This is a genomic window from Variovorax sp. 01N425 (assembly GCF_056399465.1).
Window position 1 is genome coordinate 245,918 of sequence record NZ_JBFTRJ010000001.1, and the last position, 15,655, is coordinate 261,572.

Annotated in this window: 13 protein-coding genes; 12 read left to right on the forward strand and 1 reads right to left on the reverse strand. The window is 67.9% G+C overall.

The window, feature by feature from the left end; genetic code table 11:
* Positions 1-25: 25 nt before the first annotated feature.
* Positions 26-502, reverse strand: coding sequence for a MarR family winged helix-turn-helix transcriptional regulator (locus tag AC1DSC_RS01200; protein ID WP_012746632.1), 477 nt, complete (start codon positions 500-502; stop codon positions 26-28).
* A gap of 159 nt (positions 503-661) precedes the next feature.
* On the opposite strand from AC1DSC_RS01200, the gene AC1DSC_RS01205 reads away from it, so the two are divergent.
* The 12 genes from AC1DSC_RS01205 (at position 662) to AC1DSC_RS01260 (ending at position 15,653) form a co-directional block, all read left to right on the forward strand.
* Positions 662-2,854 carry a thiamine pyrophosphate-dependent enzyme gene (locus AC1DSC_RS01205; RefSeq protein WP_062362659.1) on the forward strand — a complete coding sequence of 731 codons (2,193 nt, stop codon included), beginning with the start codon at positions 662-664 and terminating at the stop codon, positions 2,852-2,854.
* Positions 2,855-2,858: 4 nt separating this feature from the next.
* Positions 2,859-4,367: an indolepyruvate oxidoreductase subunit beta family protein gene (locus AC1DSC_RS01210; RefSeq protein ID WP_062362656.1), complete on the forward strand. Its 1,509-nt coding sequence runs from the start codon at positions 2,859-2,861 to the stop codon at positions 4,365-4,367.
* A gap of 18 nt (positions 4,368-4,385) precedes the next feature.
* Positions 4,386-5,378: a PDR/VanB family oxidoreductase gene (locus AC1DSC_RS01215; protein ID WP_062362654.1), complete on the forward strand. Its 993-nt coding sequence runs from the start codon at positions 4,386-4,388 to the stop codon at positions 5,376-5,378.
* Positions 5,379-5,397: 19 nt separating this feature from the next.
* Positions 5,398-6,711 carry an aromatic ring-hydroxylating dioxygenase subunit alpha gene (locus AC1DSC_RS01220; protein WP_062362651.1) on the forward strand — a complete coding sequence of 438 codons (1,314 nt, stop codon included), beginning with the start codon at positions 5,398-5,400 and terminating at the stop codon, positions 6,709-6,711.
* On the forward strand, positions 6,711-7,199 hold the full coding sequence (locus AC1DSC_RS01225; RefSeq protein ID WP_062362648.1) for an aromatic-ring-hydroxylating dioxygenase subunit beta: 489 nt from the start codon (positions 6,711-6,713) through the stop codon (positions 7,197-7,199). Before AC1DSC_RS01220 ends, AC1DSC_RS01225 begins: the two co-directional genes overlap by 1 nt.
* Before the next feature lie 7 nt (positions 7,200-7,206).
* Positions 7,207-8,835: an AMP-binding protein gene (locus AC1DSC_RS01230; protein WP_062362645.1), complete on the forward strand. Its 1,629-nt coding sequence runs from the start codon at positions 7,207-7,209 to the stop codon at positions 8,833-8,835.
* A complete protein-coding gene (locus tag AC1DSC_RS01235) occupies positions 8,832-10,004 on the forward strand; it encodes a thiolase family protein (protein ID WP_062362641.1) in 1,173 nt (390 codons plus the stop codon). Before AC1DSC_RS01230 ends, AC1DSC_RS01235 begins: the two co-directional genes overlap by 4 nt.
* On the forward strand, positions 10,001-11,254 hold the full coding sequence (locus AC1DSC_RS01240; RefSeq protein WP_062362639.1) for an SDR family NAD(P)-dependent oxidoreductase: 1,254 nt from the start codon (positions 10,001-10,003) through the stop codon (positions 11,252-11,254). Before AC1DSC_RS01235 ends, AC1DSC_RS01240 begins: the two co-directional genes overlap by 4 nt.
* A 16-nt stretch (positions 11,255-11,270) precedes the next feature.
* Positions 11,271-12,086 (forward strand): cyclase family protein, encoded by an 816-nt coding sequence (locus AC1DSC_RS01245; protein ID WP_062362636.1) that lies wholly within the window; start codon positions 11,271-11,273, stop codon positions 12,084-12,086.
* 145 nt (positions 12,087-12,231) lie between these two features.
* Entirely contained in the window at positions 12,232-12,954 is a 723-nt protein-coding gene (locus AC1DSC_RS01250) for an SDR family NAD(P)-dependent oxidoreductase (RefSeq protein WP_062362633.1), read from the forward strand.
* Positions 12,955-13,007: 53 nt separating this feature from the next.
* A complete protein-coding gene (locus tag AC1DSC_RS01255) occupies positions 13,008-14,174 on the forward strand; it encodes an ABC transporter substrate-binding protein (protein WP_062362630.1) in 1,167 nt (388 codons plus the stop codon).
* Positions 14,175-14,507: 333 nt separating this feature from the next.
* A complete protein-coding gene (locus AC1DSC_RS01260; protein ID WP_062362627.1) occupies positions 14,508-15,653 on the forward strand; it encodes an ABC transporter substrate-binding protein in 1,146 nt (381 codons plus the stop codon).
* Positions 15,654-15,655: the final 2 nt, after the last annotated feature.

Genomic DNA, 15,655 nt, shown 5'->3' on the forward strand with positions numbered 1-15,655 from the left:
CCCCGTACGCAAGGGGCGGGGCGCTTCAGTCTTCTTCCGGCTCCTCGACCGGCACATGCACGTGCAGGTCGATCATCTGCCGCAGCGTCTGCTTCAGTTCCTCGGCGCGCCGCAGGCCGAAGGGTTCGAGCACGCGCCGCTCATGCTCGCGCGCGAGCTCCATGAGGTGCTCCACCGCCTTCAGGCCCTTGCGCGTGATGCGCACCAGCGTGATGCGGCGATCACTCTCGTGGGGCAGCCGCTCGACCTGTCCGCGTGCCTCCATGCGGTCGAGCAGCCGCGTGACGGTCGGCTGCTTGGTCACCGTCACCTGCGCGAGCTGGCCGATGCTGATCGGCTCGCTGCCCGCGAGCGAGGCCATCACGCGCCACTCCGACACCGAGAAGCCGTGCTGCCGCGCCACCTCGTGGAACTCCGAGGAGATCAGCTGGCTGGCCTGCGCCAGCAGCGCCGGCAAGTAGTCGTCGACGAAGCGATGTGTTTCAGGAGGTTGCTCGGCCATGGAGGCACCTCACGGCCAAGCGCCTCGAACCAGCCGCGGGCACGCTGCTTGCATGTCTAGGGTAATTCATGATTGTGGATACATTCATTTGTCAACATTATAGAAAGCACGGTGCGGCAGCTTGCACGCACCGTCCCACGAGAGAGAACAAGGACCGACATGGCTGAGCGTTCGTTCGTCGAAGAAGTCAAGAAGCTGCGGCTTTCTGGCGGAGATGTGTTTCGCGGTGAAGGCATTCTGGCGGTCACCAAGGCTTTGCTCGAATCGGGAGTTTCCTATGTGGCGGGCTACCAGGGGGCACCCATCTCGCACCTGATGGATGTGCTGGCCGATGCGCAGGACATCCTCGCCGAGCAGGGCATCCGCTTCGAGAACAGCGCGAGCGAAGCCACCGCGGCCGCCACGCTGGCCGCTTCCGTCAACTACCCGTTGCGCGGCGCCGTCACCTTCAAGGCTACCGTGGGTACCAACGTGGCCTCGGACGCGCTGGCCAACCTGGCTTCGGGCGGCGTGACCGGCGGCGCGCTGATCATCGTGGGCGAGGACTACGGCGAGGGCTCCTCGATCATGCAGGAGCGCAGCCATGCCTTCGCGATGAAGTCGCAGATCTGGCTGCTCGATCCGCGGCCCAACCTGCCGAGCATCGTCGATGCGGTGAAGCAGGGCTTCGATCTTTCGGAGGCCAGCAACACGCCCGTGATGCTGCAGCTGCGCATCCGCGCCTGCCATGTGCACGGCCACTTCATTGCCGGCGACAACAAGCGCGCGAAGTTCACGCTGAAGGACGCGCTCGAAAATCCGCAGCGCGACGTCGGCCGCATCGTGCTGCCGCCCGCGAGCTTCGTGCACGAGCAGGAGAAGGTGCGGGACCGCTGGCCCGCGGCCGTGCGCTTCATCGAGGAGCGCCAGCTCAACGAGTTCTTCTCCGAAGACGCCGACGACATCGGCATCATCGTGCAGGGCGGCAGCTACAACACGCTGCTGCGCGCGCTCGAGCGGCTCGGCCTGGCCGACGTGTACGGCAACACGCAGGTGCCGCTCTATGTGATGAACGTGGCCTACCCGGTCATCGAGAGCGAGGTGATCCGCTTCTGCGAAGGCAAGCGCGCGGTGCTGATCGTGGAGGAGGGCCAGCCCAACTTCGTCGAACAGAACCTCGCGACCATCCTGCGGCAGGCCGGCTCGGCCACCGCGCTGCATGGCAAGGACATGCTGCCCGTGGCCGGCGAGTACACCGCATCCGAACTGCTGAAGGGCGCGCGCAGCTTCTGCGAGCGCTACGGGCGCCTCGCGCCGCTGCCGGTGCCTGCGCCGGTGCGCAAGGTGATTCCGCTCAAGGAAGTGGCGGCCATCGGCGTCGATGCCGCGCCGGAGCCGGCGCAGCCGTCCACCGCGCTCGCCGAGGTCGTGCATGCGCGCCCGCCGGGCTTTTGCACCGGCTGCCCCGAGCGGCCCATCTTCAGCGCGATGAAGCTGGTCGAGCGCGAGCTGGGTCCGCACCACGTGAGCGCCGACATCGGCTGCCACCTGTTCTCGATCCTGCCGCCCTTCAACATCGGCAACACCACCATGGGCTACGGCCTGGGCGGTGCCGGCGCGGCGGCGCTCAATGCGCCGGCAGGCAAGCGCGCGATCTCGATGATGGGCGACGGCGGCTTCTGGCACAACGGACTGACCAGCGGCGTGGCCAACGCGGTGTTCAACAAGAGCGACAACCTCACCATCGTCGTCGACAACAACTACACCTCGGCCACGGGCGGGCAGGACATCCTCTCGTCGAACGCCGTCAACAAGACGCGCAGCACCGGCCACGAGATCGAGCGCGCGGTGCGCGGGGTGGGCGTGGAATGGGTTAAGACGCTGCGCCGCACCTATGACGTCGCCGGCATGCGCGACGCGCTGAAAGAAGCGCTCACCACGTCGAAGAAGGGCCCCAAGGTGCTGATCGCGCAGTCGGAATGCATGCTCAACAAGCAGCGCCGCGAGAAGCCGCTGGTGCGCAAGGCCATCGCCGACGGCAAGCGCATGGTGCGCGAGAAGTTCGGCGTCGATTCCGACACCTGCACGGGCGACCACTCGTGCATCCGCCTGTCGGGCTGCCCCTCGCTCTCGATCAAGCCCAACCCCGATCCGCTGCGCACCGATCCGGTGGCCACCGTGCTCGACAGCTGCGTGGGCTGCGGCGTGTGCGGCGAGGTCTCGCATGCGGCGGTGCTGTGCCCCTCCTTCTACAAGGCGCAGATCGTGAGCAACCCGAGCCGCTGGGACCTGCTGCGCGAGCGCCTGCGCGCCGCCATTATCGGCTGGCTGCAGCGCGGCGAAGCGCGCCGCCGCGAAACCTATGCCTTCTGAAGCGATGACGAACAAGGCGCAACCGATCAAGATCGCGATCCTTGCCATGGGCGGCGAGGGCGGCGGCGTGCTGGCCGACTGGATCGTCGACATGGGCGAGGCCAACGGCTACGTCGCGCAGACCACCTCGGTGCCCGGCGTGGCGCAGCGCACCGGCGCCACCATTTACTACGTCGAGCTGTATCCCAATGCGCAGGCCGAGGCGGATGGCGGCCGCCCCGTGCTCGCGCTGATGCCGCTGCCGGGCGATGTCGACGTGGTGCTGGCTTCGGAACTCATGGAGGCGGGACGCGCGGTGCAGCGCGGGCTCGTCACCAGCGACCGCACCACGCTGATCGCATCCACGCACCGCGTGTTCTCCATTGCCGAGAAGAGCGCGCTCGGCGACGGCCGCGTCGACAGCGCGCAGTTGCTCGCGCACACCGCGCGGGCCGCCAAGCGCTTCATCCGCTTCGACATGGCGCAGGCGGCCGAAGCTTCGGGCAGCGTGATCAGCGCCGTGCTGTTCGGCGCGCTGGCGGGCTCGGGCGTGCTGCCGTTCAGCCGCGCGCAGTTCGAGGCCACCATCGAGCGCGGCGGCGTCGGCGTGAAGCCCAGCCTCAAGGCCTTTGGTGCAGCATTTGCGCGTGCGCAGGGCGGCGACGACGGCGAGGCGCCGCCGGAAGCGGCAGCGGCCATGCCAACGCCGCAGCCGCGCCATCCGGCCGTGCGTGCCTTGGTCGAGCGTGTGCAGCGCGAATTTCCTGCTGCGGCGCACGGCCTGCTGCTCGAAGGCGTGCGCCGCCTGATCGACTACCAGGACGCGGCCTATGCCAGCCTGTATCTCGACCGCATGGCTGCCGTGGCGGCGCTGCCGGTCGATGGCGACCAGCGGCTGCTGCGCGAGACTGCGCGCCATCTGGCGCTCTGGATGTCGTACGAAGACACGGCCCGCGTGGCTGCGCTCAAGACCCGTGCCACCCGCTTCGAGCGCGTGCGCGGCGAAGCGCGCGTGCAGCCCGGCCAGGTGCTTGCCATCAACGAATACATGCATCCGCGCCTGCAGGAAATCTGCGAGACGCTGCCGGGCGGCATCGGCCGCTGGCTCATGAATTCCACGCTGCCGAAGAGGATCGTCGAGCGCTTCACGCAGCACGGCCGCGTGATCCAGACCAGTTCGCTGCGCGGCTACCTGATGCTGCGCACCGTCGCGGCCATGAAGCGCTGGCGCCGCTCGACGATGCGCTACGCGGAGGAAAACCGCCGCATCGAGGAATGGCTGCAGCGCATCGCCGCCACCGCGAAGCGCAACCCCGAACTGGCCGTCGAGCTCGCGCAGTGCCAGCGCCTGGTCAAGGGCTACAGCGACACGCACGAGCGCGGCATCCGCAACTACGACACCGTGATGCGCGCGGTCGAACGCGCCGGTGCGGCGCTGGCCCCAGCCACGCTGCGCGAGCTGCGCGATGCGGCGCTTGCCGACGAACACGGCCACAAGCTGCAGGCTGCGCTGGCGCAGCACGCATTGGCCTGAAGAGACAACGGACGCACGATGACCGCTCCCACCGCCACGCTCCAGCTTCGCGTTGCCGAAGCGCGCCAGCTCAATCCGCTGATTCGCATGCTGCGCCTCTGCGCCGAAGACGGCCGCGCGCTGCCCGGCTTTGCGGCCGGCGCGCACATCCGCGTGCAGGTCTCGCTGCCGGACGGCAGGACCGACTGGCGCCACTATTCGCTGATCAACTTTGCGACGGCGCGCAACGCCACCAATGCGCCGACGGAATACGTGATTGCCGTGCGCAAGGAGGCCGAGGGCCGCGGCGGCTCGCGCTTCATGCACGAAGGACTGAACGAGGGCGACACGCTCGCCATCGAGGCACCGAAGAACGACTTTCCGCTGCACACCGGCCCCGGCGGCTCGGTGCTGGTGGCGGGCGGCATCGGCGTCACGCCGCTTGCCACCATGGCCGCACGCCGCCGCGCCGAGGGTGCCCCGGTGCGCATGCACTATGCCGGCCGCAGCCGCGAGCTGATGGCCTTCCTGCCCGAGCTGCAGGCGCTGCTCGGCGACGACCTGCGCGTGCATGCCGACGCCGAAGCCGGCGCGCCGCTCGACATCGACGCGCTGCTCGACGGCGTGCCCGCCGGCGACCGCCTCTACGTCTGCGGCCCCAAGGTCATGCTCGACGCCGTGCTGGCCCGCACCCAGGCGCGTGGCTGGGAGCACGACCGCGTGCACTTCGAGCTGTTCACCGAGCCGGTCGCGGAAGAAGGCGACCAGCCCTTCGAGGTGGAGCTTGCCCAATCGGGCCAGCGCTTCACCGTGCCGGCCGGCCAGAGCATCCTCGACTGCCTGATCGAGCACGGCTGCGACCCGATGTTCGACTGCAAGCGCGGCGAATGCGGCGTGTGCGCCGTGCCCGTGCTCGAAGGCGAGATCGATCACCGCGACTACGTGCTGACCGCGCGCGAGAAGGCGCAAGGCAATGTCATGCAGATCTGCATCTCGCGCGCCAAGGGTGCGCGCCTGGTGCTCGACATCTGAAAGAGGAGCCACGAGAACCATGACCTCGTACCGAGACAACCCCGATGCGATCCGCGCGCTGGTCCAGGACGACCGCGTGCACCGCGACCTGTACACCAGCCAGGAGCTGTTCGAGCTGGAGCAGGAACACTTCTTCGCCAACACCTGGAACTACGTCGGCCACGAGAGCCAGCTGCCCAAGCCCGGCGACTGGATCAGCAACGAGATCGCCGGCCGCCCGCTGATCGTCGCGCGCCACTCTGACGGCAGCGTGCGCGCGATGATGAACCGCTGCGCCCACAAGGGCTCGCGGCTGGTGAACGGGCCTTGCGGCAACACCGGCAAGTTCTTCCGCTGCCCCTACCACGCCTGGACCTTCAAGACCGACGGTTCGCTGCTGGCCATTCCGCTCAAGACCGGCTACGAGAACACCGCGCTGCACGAGTGCGAATCGGCCAAGGGCCTGACCACGCTCAGGTATGTGCGCAGCCACCGCGGCTTCATCTTCGTGAAGATCAGCGATGCGGGGCCCGACTTCGATGACTACTTCGGCGATTCGCTGAGCTCCATCGACAACATGGCCGACCGTTCGCCCGAGGGCGAACTGGAAATCGCCGGCGGCTGCCTGCGCTTCATGCACCAGTGCAACTGGAAGATGTTCGTCGAGAACCTCAACGACACCATGCACCCGATGGTGGCGCACGAGTCGTCGGCCGGCACCGCCAAGCGCATGTGGGCCGACAAGCCCGAAGACGAACCCAAGCCCATGGCGGTGGAGCAGTTCGCGCCCTTCATGTCCGACTACAAGTTCTTCGAGGACATGGGCATCCGCACCTACGACAACGGCCACAGCTTCACGGGCGTGCACTTCAGCATCCACAGCAAGTACAAGGCGATCCCGGCCTACGACGACGCCATGAAGGCGCGCTACGGCGAGGCAAAGACCGCGCAGATCCTCGGCATGGCACGGCACAACACGGTGTATTACCCGAACCTCACGATCAAGGGCGCGATCCAGGCGATCCGCGTGGTCAAGCCGATCTCGGCCGACAGGACGCTGATCGAGAGCTGGACCTTCCGCCTGAAGGGTGCACCGCCCGAGCTGCTGCAGCGCACCACCATGTACAACCGGCTCATCAACTCGCCGTTCTCGGTGGTGGGGCACGACGACCTGCAGGCCTACCGAGGCATGCAGGCCGGCCTGCATGCGAGCGGCAACGAGTGGGTGAGCCTGCATCGCAACTACGACCCGTCGGAGCTGAAGGGTGGGGAGATCACCACCGGCGGCACCAACGAGCTGCCGATGCGCAACCAGTACCGCGCGTGGGTGCAGCGCATGACGGAGACGATGTGATGGCCGGCACCGAAGTCACCCGCCAGGACCTGATCGACTTCGTCGTGAACGAAGCGCACCTGCTCGACACCCGCCGCTACGAGGAGTGGAACGCACTCTTCACCGACGATGCCTTCTACTGGGTGCCGCTGGTGCCCGACCAGGAAGACGGCCTCAACCACACCTCGCACCTCTACGAGGACAAGCTGCTGCGCGAACTGCGCATCGAGCGGCTCAAGAGCCCGCGCGCGTTTTCGCAGCAGCCGCCGAGCCGCTGCCATCACCTGCTGCAGGTGCCGGTGGTCGAGCAGTTCGACGCCGAGGGCAATCGCTTCGTGCTGCGCACCGGATTCCACTACACCGAGTCGCAGGGCGACGAACTGCAGTTCTATGTCGGCACCTTCTTCCATCACCTCACCGTGCGGGACGGTGCGCTGCGCATGACGCTCAAGCGCGTGAACCTGCTCAACTGCGACGCGGCGCTGCCGGCCGTGCAGCTTTTCATCTAGGGACGCGATGCAACACGCCACCGTCCATCAAGTTTTCGCAGCGACTGCCGAGCGCACGCCGGAGGCTGAGCTTTTGTTCACTGAATCGGTGACCGCGGCCGCCTACGGCATTGCGGCCGGCGCCACTCGCTGGGGCGAGGCCGTGGCCGAGGTCGAGCGCCTGCGCGCGGCCTATGCGCAAGCCGGCTATGGGCACGGCCACCGCGTCGGCTTGCTGCTGGAGAACCGGCCCGCGTTTCTCTTCCATTGGTTCGCGCTCAATGCGCTGGGCGCGAGCGTGGTGCCGATCAATGCCGAGATGCGCTCGGCCGAACTGGCCTACCTGATCGGCCACAGCGAAATCGGCCTGGCCGTGACGCTGCCCGAGCGCGCTGCCGACCTGCACGCGGCGGCTGCACAGGCCGGTGTGGCCTTCGAGACCATGGGCCCCAACGATGCGGTGCCGAGCGCGAAGACGGCCGCACCGCGGGCGCATGAGCCTGTCGGCATCGACACCGAATGCGGCCTGCTCTACACCTCCGGCACCACCGGCCGCCCCAAGGGCTGCATCCTGAGCAACGCCTACTTCCTGCGTGCCGGCGAGTGGTATGCCGCGCTCGACGGCGTCTGCAGCATCCGGCGCGACGCCGAGCGCGTCATCACGCCGCTGCCGCTCAACCACATGAACGCGATGGCCTTCTCCACCATGGTGGTGCTGGTCGCGGGCGGCTGCCTGGTGCAGCTCGACCGCTTCCATCCGAAGAGCTGGCTCGCGAGCGCACGCGAAAGCGGCGCGACCATCGCCCACTACCTGGGCGTGATGCCCGCGATGCTGCTTTCCGCACCGGCATCGGCGGCCGACCGCGACCATGCGATCCGCTGGGGCTTCGGCGCCGGCGTGGACCGCAAGAACCACGCACCTTTCGAAGAGCGCTTCGGCTTTCCGCTGGTCGAGGCCTGGGCCATGACCGAGACCGGCGCGGCCGCCTGCATTATGGCCAACCAAGAGCCGCGGCTCGTGGGCACGAGCTGCTTCGGGCGGCAGGAAGACTTCGTCGAGATCCGCCTGGTGGGCGAGGACGGCAGCGACGTTGGCACCGATGCCCCGGGCGAGTTGCTGGTGCGCTCGGCCGGCGACGACCCGAAGCGCTACTTCTTCTCCCGCTACCTGAAGGACGACGAAGCCACGCGCGAAGCCTGGGCCGATGGCTGGTTCCACACCGGCGACCTCGTGCGCCGCGATGCCGAAGGCAACTTCTTCTTCGTCGACCGCAAGAAGAACGTGATTCGCCGCAGCGGCGAGAACATCTCGGCCGTCGAGGTGGAGAGCGTGCTCAACCAGCACCCGGCGGTGAAGGCCTCGGCCGTGGCTGCCACGCCCGATGCGGTGCGCGGCGACGAGGTGCTGGCCTGCATCGTGATGCGCGAGGAGGTCGCCGATGCCACGCAGCGCGAGCAGATCGCCGCCAGCATCGTCGAGCATGCGCTTGCGCAGCTGGCCTACTACAAGGCGCCGGGCTATGTCGCCTTCGTCGACGCATTGCCGCTCACGCCGTCGCAGAAGATCCAGCGCGGCCAGCTGCGCGAGATGGCGCAGTCGCTGCCGGGCCAGGGCCATTGCATCGACACGCGCTCCATGAAGAAGAGGCAGGCATGACGAAACGACGACTCTCCTACGAAGGCGTCGCGGTGGCCGTGCCCATCACCGTGCCCTATGTGCGCTACTCCACGCGCACCGCGCACTGGTTCATCGGGCAGGCCATCGAGGCGCTGGTCGAAGCCAGCGGCGTGGCCAAGGAACAGATCGACGGCCTGTGCCTCAGCAGCTTCTCGCTCGCGCCCGACACGGCCGTGGGCGTCACGCAGCACCTGGGCCTTTCGCCGCGCTGGCTCGACCATGTGCCCACGGGCGGCGCCTCGGGCGTGATGTGCCTGCGCCGCGCGGCGCGCGCCGTGCAGGCGGGCGATGCCGACATCGTGGCCTGCGTGGGGGCCGACACCAACCATGTCGACTCCTTCCGCCAGACGCTGGGCAGCTTCAGCAACTTCGCACGCGATGCGAGCTATCCCTACGGTTCGGGCGGACCCAACTCGATCTTCGCGTTCATCACGGCCAACTACATGCGCAGCTACGGCGCTCGGCGCGAGGACTTCGGCCGCATCTGCGTGGACCAGCGCACCAATGCGCTCGGCAATCCGAACGCGATGTTCAAGAAGCCGCTCACGCTCGACGAATACATGGCCGCGCGGCCCATCTCGGACCCGATCCACCTGTTCGACTGCGTGATGCCCTGCGCGGGCGCCGACGCCTTCCTCGTGATGAGCGAGGAGCGTGCACGCGACCTCGGTCTTGCGCATGTGGTGATCCGCGGCGCCATCGAGCGCCACAACGCCTATGCCGACGATCCGGTGATGGTGCAGGGCGGCTGGCGCATGGACCGCGACGATCTGTATGCGCAGGCCGGCGTGCAGCCCGCCGCGCTCGACTTCGTGCAGACCTACGACGACTATCCGGTCATCGTGATGATGCAGTTCGAGGACCTGGGCTTCTGCGAGAAGGGCGAGGGCGCGGCCTTCGTGCAGGCCAACACGATGACCTTCGACGGCAGCTTTCCGAACAACACGAGCGGCGGGCAGCTCTCGGGCGGGCAGGCCGGCGCGGCGGGCGGCTTTCTTGGCATGGTCGAGGCGATCCGCCAGTTGACCGGCCAGGCCGGCCCTCGGGCGGTGCCCGACGCGCAGCTGGGCCTCGTCGCCGGCTTCGGCATGGTGACCTACGACCGCTGCCTCTGTACGGGCGCCGTCATTCTCGGGAGACCCGCATGACGATGCCCCTGATGCGCCCCCCGCGCAAGAACCCGGTGCTGCGCACCCGGCAGATGAACCTGCCGCCCGGCGCGCGCGGCCGCGTGGCGCTCGGCCTCACGGCGGCCGCGGCCGAAGGCCGCTTCGAGCTGCAGACCTGCGACCGATGCGGCACGGTGCAGTACCCACCGCGCGAGGTCTGCCACAAGTGCCTCTCGGCTGCTCTGCGCTGGCGTGCGCAGAGCGGCGAGGGCGAACTGCTCGGCAGCACCACGCTGCACCACAGCAACGACCTGTTCTTCCGCGAGAGGCTGCCCTGGCGGCTGGGCCTGGTGCACCTGGATGCCGGCCCGACGCTCATGGTCCACCTGCATGGCGAGGTCGGCGATGCGCCGCAAAGAGTGCGCGTGGGCGCCCGGCTCGACCGCGCGGGCCAGGCCGTCCTCATTGGTTTTCCGTTTGAAGGGAGTCCCCACATGGCCGACGACAAGATGCTGCGTGAAATGACCAGCGACCCCAAGTTCCGCAAGGTACTGGTGACCGACGGCAAGACCGAGGTCGGCCAGGCCATCGTGCGCGCGCTGGTGAAGGCCGGCGCCGACATCGTCTGGGTCGGCCACGCCGAGCCGTGGAAGAAGATGGGCGAGGGGCTGGACGACATCTCGGCGCTGCCTCAGGTCACGCTGGTGCCGCTGGACCTGACCAACGGCCGGCAGGTGACCGAGCTCGCGGGCTCCATCGGCGGCAAGGTCGACATCGTGATCAACAACGCCGAGGTCCACCGCACTTTCGGCATCGGCGCGCGCCGCGGCACCGACGTGGCCAAGGCCGAGATGGACATCAACTACTTCGGCCTGCTGCGCCTTGCGCAGGAGTTCGGCCCCGCGCTCAAGGGCCGCTCGGCCGACGGCGCGACGGGCGCCACGGCCTGGGTCAACCTGCTGTCGATCTACGCGCTCAGCAACTTCCCGCCGCACGGCACCTTCAGCGCCTCGAAGGCGGCCGCGCATTCGCTTGCGCAGTGCCTGCGCGCCGAGATGCGGCCCGCCGGCATCCGCGTGATCAACGTGTTTCCCGGCCCCATCGACGACGAGTGGAACCAGCACACACCGCCGCCGAAGCTCGCGCCCACCGCGCTGGCCAATGCCATCGTCAAGGCGCTGCGCGACGGTGTCGAGGACGTGTATCCGGGCGACGTGGCGCAGGAGTGGCTGGAGCGCTGGCGCGACAACCCCAAGGTGCTCGAACGCGAGCTCGCGGCAGGCGGCTGAGAACAGGAGCCACACGATGACCACAACCACCACCGAACTGATGTCCGCCGCCGAAATCCTCGGCGGCCTCGTGACCGCGATGGCCAGCGGCCGCATCCGCGTGATCGACCTCACGCAGACGCTCACGCCCGAGTTCCCGCAGATCGCCTTGCCGCCCGAGATGGGCCAGTGCTGGCCCTTCCGCATCGAGGAAGTGTCGAAGTACGACGAGCGCGGCCCGGGCTGGTACTGGAACAATTTTTCCTGCGGCGAGCACACGGGCACGCACTTCGACGCACCGATCCACTGGATCTCGGGCCGCGACCTGCCGAACAATTCGGTCGACACAATTCCGGTGCAGAACTTCGTGGCGCCGGCCTGCGTGATCGATTGCTCGGCCGACGTGCAGGCGAACGACGACTACCTGCTGAGCGTGGCCGACATCGAGCGCTACGAGGCGGCGCATGGCCGCATTCCGAAGGGCGCATGGGTGTTGATGCGCACCGATTGGTCCAAGCGCAGCGACCCCGAGGCCTACCAGAACTTCGACGAAACAGGCCAGCACACGCCCGGCCCGAGCACCGAGGCCGTGCGTTTTTTGGTCGAGCAGCGCGACGTGCTGGGCTTCGGCTCGGAAGCCATCGGCACCGATGCCGGGCAGGGCTACCACCTGCGTCCGCCGTATCCGTGCCACTACTACATGCACGGCGCGGGCCGCTACGGGCTGCAGTGCCTGAGCAACCTCGACCTGCTGCCGCCCTCGGGCGCGGTGCTGATCTGCCCGCCGCTCAAGATCGAGAAGGGCAGCGGGAGTCCGCTGCGTGTGCTGGCGCTGGTGGGAGCCCCGCTATGACTCGCCGTTCCCGCATTGGCTTTGGCTCCTTCTCCCGCTCGCGGGAGAAGGCGGGGAATGAGGGGGCCTGCGAAGGCCTCAGGGGTCACCCTCACCCCAACCCTCTCCCGCAAGCGGGAGAGGGAGCAACACGGGGAGAGCGCGCATGAACAAGGTAGCTGCAGTCACCGGCGGCAGCGCCGGCATTGGCAAGGCCATCTGCGAAGACCTGCTCGCGCAGGGCTACGAAGTGATCTCGCTCGCACGCCGCAAGTCCGGCATCGACCACCCGAAGCTGCACAGCATCGAGGTCGACCTGAGCGACCGCGCCGCCACCGGCGAGGCGGTGCGCGAACTGGTCGATCGCTTTGCGCCGACCACCATCGTCCACAACGCCGGCGTGATCCGCGCGGCCTTGCTGCCCGAAGTGAAGCTCGACGACCTCGATGCGCTGGTCGACCTGCACCTGGGCTGTGCGATCCAGCTGGTGCAGGGCGCATTGCCTGCGATGCGTGCGCAGCGCTTCGGCCGCGTGGTGCTGCTGTCGTCGCGCGCCGCGCTCGGCCTGGCCACGCGCACCAGCTACTCCGCGACCAAGGCCGGCATGCTGGGCATGGCGCGCACCTGGGCGCTCGAACTCGCTGCGGACGGCATCACCGTGAACGTGGTGGCGCCGGGCCCGATCCGCACCGACATGTTCTACGACGTGGTCGAGGCCGGCAGCGAGAAGGAACGCGCACTCGCCGCCTCCGTGCCCGTCAAGCGCCTTGGCGAATCGGCCGATGTGGCACGCGCCGTGCGTTTCTTCGCCGACCCGGACAGCAGCTTCATCACGGGCCAAGTGCTCTACGTCTGCGGCGGCACCAGCGTCGGCAGCCTTGCTCTCTAGTCATCACCGCGTTCACTCGTTCCGTTCAAAAACATCACCTCTGGAGCATCGCCATGAAAGTCCTGAACCGATTCCGTGCCATCGCGGGCATTGCCGCGGCCTTTGGCGCCCTGAGCGCCGCGGGCGCGTGGGCCGCCGATCTCAAGGTCGGCTTCATCACGTCGCTGTCGGGACCAGTGTCGTCGCTCGGCATTCCCTACGAGAAGGGCATGAAGGCCGCGCTCGCCTACAAGGCGGATGTCGGCGGCCGCAAGATCCAGCTGGTGCAGCTCGACGATGCATCCGATCCGTCCACCGCCGCGCGCAATGCCCGCAAGATGATCGATGAGGACAAGGTCGACGTCATCATCGGCACCGCAGGCTCGCCCGGTGCGCTGGCCATTGCCGGCGTGGCGCGCGAGACGAAGACGCCGCTGATCTCGATCGCCAACGCCAACCTGCCGGGCGAGGAGGGCGCCTGGATGGTCACGCTGCCGCAGCCCGCGCCGCTGATGGTGAGCGCGGTGGTCGAGCGCATGAAGAAGTCGGGGGTGAAGACGGTCGGCTACATCGGCTTTTCCGACGCCTGGGGCGACCTGGTCTACGACGCGCTGCAAAAGAGCGCGGAGCCCGCAGGCATCAAGATCGTCTCGAACGAGCGCTATGCGCGCGCGGATTCGTCGGTGACCGGCCAGGTGCTCAAGATCGTGGCGCTGCGTCCTGACGCGGTGATCACCGGCACCTCGGGCACGCCGGGCGCACTGCCTTACCTGGCGCTCGCGGAGCGCGGCTACAAGGGCCAGATCTACGGCATGCACGCACTGATCAACCCCGACTTCGTGCGTGTGGGCGGCGCCTCGGTCGAAGGGCTGCTGGCGCCGACCGGCCCCGTGATCGTGGCCGAGCAGCTGCCGAGCGAGAACCCGATCCGCAAGGTGTCGATGGAATTCCGCGCGGCCTACCAGAAGGCCAACGGCGCACCGCCGACCGATGCCTTCTCGGCCTACACCTTCGATGCCTGGCTGCTGTACCTCGATGCGGCCCAGCGCGCACTCGCCACCAAGGCCGAGCCCGGCACGCCGCAGTTCCGCCTGGCGCTGCGCGACGCCATCGTGAGCACCAAGGAGCTGGTGGGCACGCACTCGGTCTACAACTTCAAGCCGACGGACCGCTATGGCTCCGATGAACGGTCGCGTGTTGTCGTGAAGCTGGAGAAGGGGCAGTGGAAGCTGGTTCCTTGATATGACGGCTTGCTTTTTTGATCGTCGCGGTGCGGGTGCGGGTCATTCGGGGCGCGCTCCCGCCGACGGGGTACCTTGCTCCGCGAATGTCCCCCGGCCTTCGGCCTCCTCCTTGATTTCGCTGCGCAAGGCACCCCATCGACGGGAGCGTTGTGCGGAGGGGTCGTTGATCAGCTGTGCATCCAGAGCGTGTCCTCGTGCACAGGGCATCGGGTGCTCCCCGCAGCGAAATCAAGGAGGAGCCGAAGGCGGAGGACATTCGCGGAGGGGAGTACCCGGTGGCCTGTGCACACGCCCTGAACAGCAGCGCAAAACAACCTTGGAGCACCAACAATGAAACAGAACCTGACCCGAATCCTGGCACTCACCGCAGCAGCACTCGCGACCGCGCAAGCCATGGCGGCCGACCTGAAGATCGGTTTCATCAGCTCGCTCTCGGGCCCGGTCGCTGCACTGGGCGTACCGTACGAGAAGGGCATTCGGGCCGCCATTGCCGAGCATCCCGAGATCGGCGGCCGCAAGGTCCAGCTGATCGTGCTCGACGATGCCTCCGACCCCACCACCGCCGGGCGCAACGCGCGCAAGCTCGTGGTGGAAGACAAGGTCGACGTGCTGATCGGAACCTCGGGCGTGCCGGGCGCGATGGCCATTGCGTCCGTGGCGCGCGAACTCAACACGCCGCTGATCTCGCCCACGCCCGTCACCATCCCCGGCCCCGAAGGCGCGTGGACCGTGACCGTGTCGCAGCCATTCCAGCTCATGGTCGCGGGCGTGGTCGAGCGCATGCAGAAGTCCGGCGTGAAGACCGTGGCCTTCATCGGTTTCTCCGACGCGCTGGGCGACCTGGCCTACGACTCGCTCGTGAAGAGCGCCGATAAGGCCGGCATCAAGGTGGTGGCGAACGAGCGCTATGCGCGCAGCGATTCGTCGGTGGCCGGGCAGGTGCTCAAGATCGTCGCGCAGCGGCCCGATGCGGTGTTTGCCGGCAACTCGGGCACGCCCGGCGCGCTGCCCTACCTCGCGCTGGCCGAGCGCGGCTACAAGGGAAAGATCTACGGCACGCATGGCCTCATCAACGCCGACTTCGTGCGCGTGGGCGGCGCTTCCATCGAAGGCCTGCAGGTGCCCAGCGGCCCCGTGCTGGTGGCCGACCAGTTGCCCGACAGCAACCCGATCAAGAAAGTGTCGATGGGCTTTCGCAGCGCCTACCAGAAGGTCAACGGCGCGGTGCCGACCGATGCCTTCTCGTCCTACACCTACGACGCCTACCTGCTGCTGGCCGATGCCGCCTCGCGCACCAAGGGCGAACCGGGCACTCCGCAGTACCGCAGCGCACTGCGCGACGCCATCGTGGCCACCCGCGAGCTGGTGGGCACGCACGGCATCTACACCTTCAAGCCCGACGACCGCTATGGCTCCGACCAGCGCGGCGTGGTGATCGTGCAGATGAACAAGGGCCAGTGGAAGCTGGTCCCCTGAAA

Bases quoted from the DNA above. Each gene is read 5' to 3' on its own strand.
- AC1DSC_RS01260 (WP_062362627.1), top strand. From the start codon at position 14,508: ATGAAACAGAACCTGACCCGAATCCTGGCACTCACCGCAGCAGCACTC.
- AC1DSC_RS01200 (WP_012746632.1), bottom strand. From the start codon at position 502: ATGGCCGAGCAACCTCCTGAAACACATCGCTTCGTCGACGACTACTTG.
- AC1DSC_RS01255 (WP_062362630.1), top strand. From the start codon at position 13,008: ATGAAAGTCCTGAACCGATTCCGTGCCATCGCGGGCATTGCCGCGGCC.
- AC1DSC_RS01210 (WP_062362656.1), top strand. From the start codon at position 2,859: ATGACGAACAAGGCGCAACCGATCAAGATCGCGATCCTTGCCATGGGC.
- AC1DSC_RS01245 (WP_062362636.1), top strand. From the start codon at position 11,271: ATGACCACAACCACCACCGAACTGATGTCCGCCGCCGAAATCCTCGGC.
- AC1DSC_RS01250 (WP_062362633.1), top strand. From the start codon at position 12,232: ATGAACAAGGTAGCTGCAGTCACCGGCGGCAGCGCCGGCATTGGCAAG.
- AC1DSC_RS01230 (WP_062362645.1), top strand. From the start codon at position 7,207: ATGCAACACGCCACCGTCCATCAAGTTTTCGCAGCGACTGCCGAGCGC.
- AC1DSC_RS01205 (WP_062362659.1), top strand. From the start codon at position 662: ATGGCTGAGCGTTCGTTCGTCGAAGAAGTCAAGAAGCTGCGGCTTTCT.
- AC1DSC_RS01240 (WP_062362639.1), top strand. From the start codon at position 10,001: ATGACGATGCCCCTGATGCGCCCCCCGCGCAAGAACCCGGTGCTGCGC.
- AC1DSC_RS01220 (WP_062362651.1), top strand. From the start codon at position 5,398: ATGACCTCGTACCGAGACAACCCCGATGCGATCCGCGCGCTGGTCCAG.
- AC1DSC_RS01225 (WP_062362648.1), top strand. From the start codon at position 6,711: ATGGCCGGCACCGAAGTCACCCGCCAGGACCTGATCGACTTCGTCGTG.
- AC1DSC_RS01235 (WP_062362641.1), top strand. From the start codon at position 8,832: ATGACGAAACGACGACTCTCCTACGAAGGCGTCGCGGTGGCCGTGCCC.
- AC1DSC_RS01215 (WP_062362654.1), top strand. From the start codon at position 4,386: ATGACCGCTCCCACCGCCACGCTCCAGCTTCGCGTTGCCGAAGCGCGC.